Source organism: Tunicatimonas sp., assembly GCF_049647865.1.
GTDB lineage: Bacteria > Bacteroidota > Bacteroidia > Cytophagales > Cyclobacteriaceae > Tunicatimonas.
The window spans coordinates 1-5,313 of record NZ_JBARYM010000565.1 but is presented as its reverse complement, the minus strand read 5'-3'; the positions used below and the strand labels follow the sequence as shown (position 1 = coordinate 5,313).

At 43.2% G+C, this 5,313-nt stretch carries 6 protein-coding genes; 3 read left to right on the top strand and 3 right to left on the bottom strand.

Translation table 11 applies throughout. The features are described from left to right. The first annotated feature begins 369 nt into the window (after positions 1 to 369). From WBA23_RS16725 to WBA23_RS16715, 3 genes are all read left to right on the top strand, one after another. Entirely contained in the window at positions 370 to 1,035 is a 666-nt protein-coding gene (locus WBA23_RS16725; protein WP_424583428.1) for a ClpP family protease, read from the top strand. A 166-nt stretch (positions 1,036 to 1,201) separates the two neighbouring features. Continuing rightward, positions 1,202 to 1,327 (top strand): hypothetical protein, encoded by a 126-nt coding sequence (locus tag WBA23_RS16720; RefSeq protein ID WP_424583427.1) that lies wholly within the window; start codon positions 1,202 to 1,204, stop codon positions 1,325 to 1,327. 103 nt (positions 1,328 to 1,430) lie between these two features. Then, on the top strand, positions 1,431 to 1,811 hold the full coding sequence (locus WBA23_RS16715; RefSeq protein ID WP_424583426.1) for a hypothetical protein: 381 nt from the start codon (positions 1,431 to 1,433) through the stop codon (positions 1,809 to 1,811). On the opposite strand, the gene WBA23_RS16710 is transcribed toward WBA23_RS16715, so the two are convergent. From WBA23_RS16710 to WBA23_RS16700, 3 genes are all read right to left on the bottom strand, one after another. Then, positions 1,795 to 2,442 (bottom strand): lipoprotein signal peptidase, encoded by a 648-nt coding sequence (locus WBA23_RS16710; RefSeq protein ID WP_424583425.1) that lies wholly within the window; start codon positions 2,440 to 2,442, stop codon positions 1,795 to 1,797. The two genes, WBA23_RS16715 and WBA23_RS16710, sit on opposite strands and share 17 nt — an antisense overlap. 121 nt (positions 2,443 to 2,563) lie before the next feature. After that, a complete protein-coding gene (locus WBA23_RS16705) occupies positions 2,564 to 2,902 on the bottom strand; it encodes a hypothetical protein (RefSeq protein WP_424583424.1) in 339 nt (112 codons plus the stop codon). Positions 2,903 to 3,055: 153 nt separating this feature from the next. Further along, a partial coding sequence (locus tag WBA23_RS16700; protein ID WP_424583423.1) for a class I tRNA ligase family protein occupies positions 3,056 to 5,313 on the bottom strand: 2,258 nt, incomplete at its 5' end.

The following is a 5,313-nucleotide window of genomic DNA, read 5'->3' as shown; positions in this document are numbered from 1 at the left end:
GTACAAGTGCTTAGAAAAAGTACGCGAACAGGTAAAAGCAAAATTACTGACTTATGAGGACTTCCTTAATTGAAGCAGAGCAAATAGAAAAATTTATCCAGCAACAGGGCGTTGTCAGCGAACGGTTACTGATAGAAGCCCGAATGCAGATAGATAGTGAGCTATCGTAACGAGTAGCTTTTCAGAAGCAGACTTATAAACTCGTCCGGGAGTACGGGCGGCAGCAACTTCGGGCGGAAATTCACCGGGCGCAGCAAAAGGTATTCAGCGACTTAGCCTACCGTAAATTTCAAACTAAAGTGCGATCGTACTTTAAACGTTGATAAGTTGCTAGCTACAAGATTATTCTATCATTCAATTATTGCATTTATGTCTATTCAATCCAGTGTAGTTCCGATGGTCATTGACCAGAGCGGAAGAGGAGAGCGTGCGTACGATATCTACAGCTTACTGCTCAAGGAGCGTATCATCTTTCTTGGTACCGCCATTAACGATCAAATTGCCAACGTAATTGTAGCGCAGTTACTTTATCTCAACAGTCAAGACCCTGCTCGGCAAATTGATATGTACATTCAGTCGCCCGGTGGCAGTGTGTACGCCGGTATGGCTATTTACGATGCTATGCAAATGATTTCGGCACCCGTTTCAACTGTGGCGGTTGGTTTTTCGGGAAGTATGGGTACGGCTTTACTAACTTGCGGAGCTAAAGGGCGACGCTACGCCTTAGCGCAAGCTACTATTCATATGCACCCCACAGGTGGAGGAGCTAGGGGCTATACTGAAGATGTACGGATTGCTACCCACGAGCAAGAACGAATACAAGCTCAACTTTTCCATATTATTGGTAAGAACACTAATCACTCTTGGCAGGAAATTGAAGCGTTCTTTAAAAGAGATCGGTTTCTGAATGCCCTGGAAGCGCAAGAATATGGTTTAGTAGATGAAGTGCTAGGTGACACTTCTAATCTAATTCGGCTGAAAGATAGGGTGCCTGAAGTTGAGTTTTACGGTCGGCCCATTCCTCATCAGAGGTAAGCTGCTTGTTTGGCTAAACGTGGACCATGGTATGTAGATTTAGTCTAAATAGTTGTTTTACAGCTATTTAGACTAATCATAAATTAAGATTTTTCGTAACGTTCTGGTTCAAGAATAAGTTTATTATAATGAAACCAAATGGTTACACATTAAACATTTTTATATTATGGAAAAGCAAGAAAATTTAAAATCTCAAGATATTGCTCACTGCCCAGTTTGTAACGCGAATGCGGTAGAACCTTGTCAGCAGCCTAAAACAGACGACTGCCCCCGGGGTGATGAGAAGAAGTAACTTTTTTTAAAATTAACTGTATGGAGAAGCTCACAAGTTTCTCCTTTTTTGTTCGAGCTTTTTTTCGTAGAATTATACGTTACTAAAACAACCTAATAATCCTATGAAAACAGTAATCTCATTTTCGCTAATCCCCATTCTTTTTATTGCCTTACTTTGGATGACGAGTTGTGCTTCTTCCAAAACAATGGCTTACGACCCGGCTGGTACATGGAACTACTCTGTAACCGGAACCCCTAACGGAACGGTAGATGGCACATTTGTAATCTCTAAAAATGGTGATGCATATGCCGGAGAACTTCGTTCATCACAGGGAAACATTACGCTGGAGGACTTAACGATAGAGGGACAGGCCCTAAAGGCAGTATTTGATTACAGCGGCACGGAGCTAACGATGAATGGCATGTTTGAAGGTGATACCTTTGACGGAGAAGTAGCCGCTGGCTACGACAGTTTCGATATGACCGCTAGCCGAGCGAACTAGGTTGGTGATTTTCTAGCTGCGAAGCGGGAACCTCTGAGGCAGCCGAGCGGGACTCTTTCTCATTGAAAAAACGATTCTGGAAAATCAGGATAATGGCTACGCCTACGAAGATAGAAGCATCAGCAATATTGAAAATGGGCCAGAGTGCCATATATTTTCCACCCCAAATCGGTACCCAGTCCGCCACACGGCCTTCCCAAATATCAACATAAAACATATCAATTACCTGCCCGTGAAACCAAGGGGTGGAAGAGCCATAGGGCGCATTGTCGAGTAGTACTCCGTAAAGGGCACTATCGATTACGTTACCAATAGCTCCTCCTAGAATAAGTGCTACCGACCATAATAAACCCGAATGGACTTTCTTCTTCGCTAGTGCGTAGAGATAGTACGCGATACCCACCATGGCGAATAGGCGGAAGATAGTAAGAATAAGCTTTCCGTACTCTGACCCCAATTCCATACCAAAGGCCATACCAGGATTTAGAGTATAGTGCAATTTGAACCAATCACCGAATACCGGAATCTGACCAATCACTCCCATATCCATATTATTGTGGACAAGTAGCTTTACAGTATGATCCAGAATAATAATGCCTATACTTAACAAATAATATTTCCAGTATTTCACGCTGATTCCTATTTAGTCTTTTTCTTTAACTTCGATACGTCGGCTCGATCTTGTGGCCTGTTAGTTACCTTCTTTGTTTTTATCAAACTATCAATGTCTATAACATTGATTAATGTCCCATCTACATTAAAACCTTTTTGTTTGTATAACATTCTTGAAATTCAACAGCCGGAATTTCAGTTAATAAATCAATTCTGGCTGGAGGGTGCCCCAATTGTATAACATTTTCGCTATCCAGCAAATCATCAACAACGATTCCTAATGAACCAAAACCAAATTCCTCGATTGCTTTAACTACTTTTTTGGCATTTTCTTCTTCTAACCATATCCAGAAGTCAATGACTTTAGTATATCGTGGATAACCGTGATAAGCTACCGCGTACCCTCCAATTACTAAATATCTAGCCTCTTTTTCGTTTAATAATTCTACAAACTCTCTGAAGTCTTGGTTCAGCACCATATTTCCAAGTATTGTATTCTCGCCGAATTTCTTCCAAAGTTTTTATTCTTTCTATAGGTGGGCGACTTAGCCAAAAATCAAGATCATCTGGCTCTCGCCCCTTTTTATAAATACCCCCACGGGTCTTATCCATTCTTGCCATTAGTTCGATACCTACTTATCTACTTCTACCAAAATTTTTACCGAAAGATCATCAATCTCTAACGATGTTCCAGTAGATAACGTATCTACCGTAGATAACTCTAGTGCTTGAGTCTCCTGACAAATGTAATCTTTGTAGCTAAGAACAGTATCATTAAGCAGGGCATCTCCCCTTTCTATCTTCACCCGAATTTTATCCTGTACATCTAACCCCTGATCTTTCCGTAAGTTTTGAATACGGTTCACCAAGTCTCGGGCTAAACCTTCTTGACGCAGTTCTTCGGTAATGGTAATATCCAAGGCCACGGTTACGTTACCTTCCCGGGCTACCGACCAGCCCGGAATATCTTCCGAGGTAATCTCTACATCTTCGGTTGTAAGCATGATACGCTCTTGGGGCAAGGCAAGTTCGTAACGTTGCTCTTGCTCTAAACGATTAATCTCTTCCTGTCCCATTTGCGCTACGGCCTTACTAATATCTTTCATCATAGGGCCGTACTGCTTACCTAGTTTGCGGAAGTTCGGCTTGATTTTTTTTACTAGTACGCCTGAAGTGTCATCAATATACTCAATGCCTTTGACATTCACTTCAGAAAGAATAATATCTTCCACTTCCTCCATCTGTCGCCTAAAGTCAGTATCTAACACAGGAATTAGAATGCGAGACAAAGGTTGCCGAACTTTTATGGTATGCTGCTTTCGTAGCGAATGCACCAAGGAGGAAGCTAGCTGCGCCATCTGCATTTTAACTTCCAAATGCTTGTTAATAGCCTGTTCATCGGCCTTAGGAAAATCAGTCAGATGTACTGATTCTTTATTTTGCCGTTGACTTGTTTGATTGAGACTACGAAACAAGTGCTCAGAATAAAACGGAGCAATTGGCGACGATAATTGCGCTAACGTAGCCAAGCAAGTATACAAAGTTTGGTAAGCGGCCTGCTTGCCTTCATTGTACTCACCCTGCCAAAATCGTTTGCGATTCAGACGAACGTACCAGTTACTCAGATCGTCTATAGTAAAATCTTGGATAGCCCGCGCGGCTCGCGTTGGTTCGTAATCAGCGTAAGCCTCGTCTACTTGTTTCACTAAGCTGTGGAGCTTGGAGATAATCCATCGGTCGCTTTCAGTACGTTGGGCTAACGGTATTTCTTCTTCAGCGAAGGTGAAACTATCCAGATTCGCGTAGAGAGAGAAGAAAGCGTAGGTGTTTTGCAGGGTGCCGAAGAAGCGACGTTGTACTTCCTTTACTCCCTCAATGTCAAATTTCAGATTATCCCACGGATTGGCATTGGAGATCATGTACCAGCGGGTAGCATCCGGGCCGTGTTCGGCCAAGGTAGAAAACGGATCAACCGCATTGCCCAGGCGCTTCGACATTTTATTGCCTTTTTTGTCCAACACTAAGCCAGTGGAAACCACATTTTTAAAGGCTACACTATTGTACAAAAGCCCCGCAATGGTATGCAAAGTGAAGAACCAGCCCCGGGTTTGATCGACTCCTTCCGAGATGAAATCGGCCGGATAGCGTTGCTCAAATACTTCTTTATTTTCAAATGGATAATGCCACTGAGCGTAGGGCATGGCCCCTGAATCAAACCAAACATCAATTAAATCCGCTTCGCGCAGCATTCGCTCACCACTATCGCTCACCAAAGTAATCCAGTCCACATAAGGACGGTGCAAGTCTTCCTTCGCCAGCGAATCATTGTTCTTCTGAACCAACTCGGCATCATCCGCGAAAGCTTGGTTTGCTTTCTCAATTTCTTCGGTGAGTTCAGCTATCGAGCCAATACACTTTTCTTCCTTACCATCTTCGGTACGCCAGATCGGTAGCGGGGTGCCCCAGTAGCGAGAGCGACTTAAGTTCCAGTCTACCAGATTCTCTAACCAGTTGCCGAAACGTCCGGTTCCGGTAGATTCGGGCTTCCAGTGAATGGTTTTGTTCAGAGCAACCAGTTGATCTTTTTTGGCCGTAGTGCGAATAAACCAAGATTCAAGCGGATAGTAAAGAATGGGCTTATCTGTTCGCCAGCAGTGGGGATAAGAGTGTTCGTACTTTTCAACTTTAAATGCTTTATTCTCCTGCTTTAGCTTAATTGCAATCTTCACATCGGTAGAATGATACCCCAGAGCATTTTCATCTTCTTCGTCGTAGTTCTTCACCGGCAAATTAGCAAAGTCGGTAATCTCAGCAACGAAGCGACCTTGCTTGTTGACAATAGGCGCATCGTTCCCATTTTCGTCCTTCACCATTATGCCCGGAATTCCGC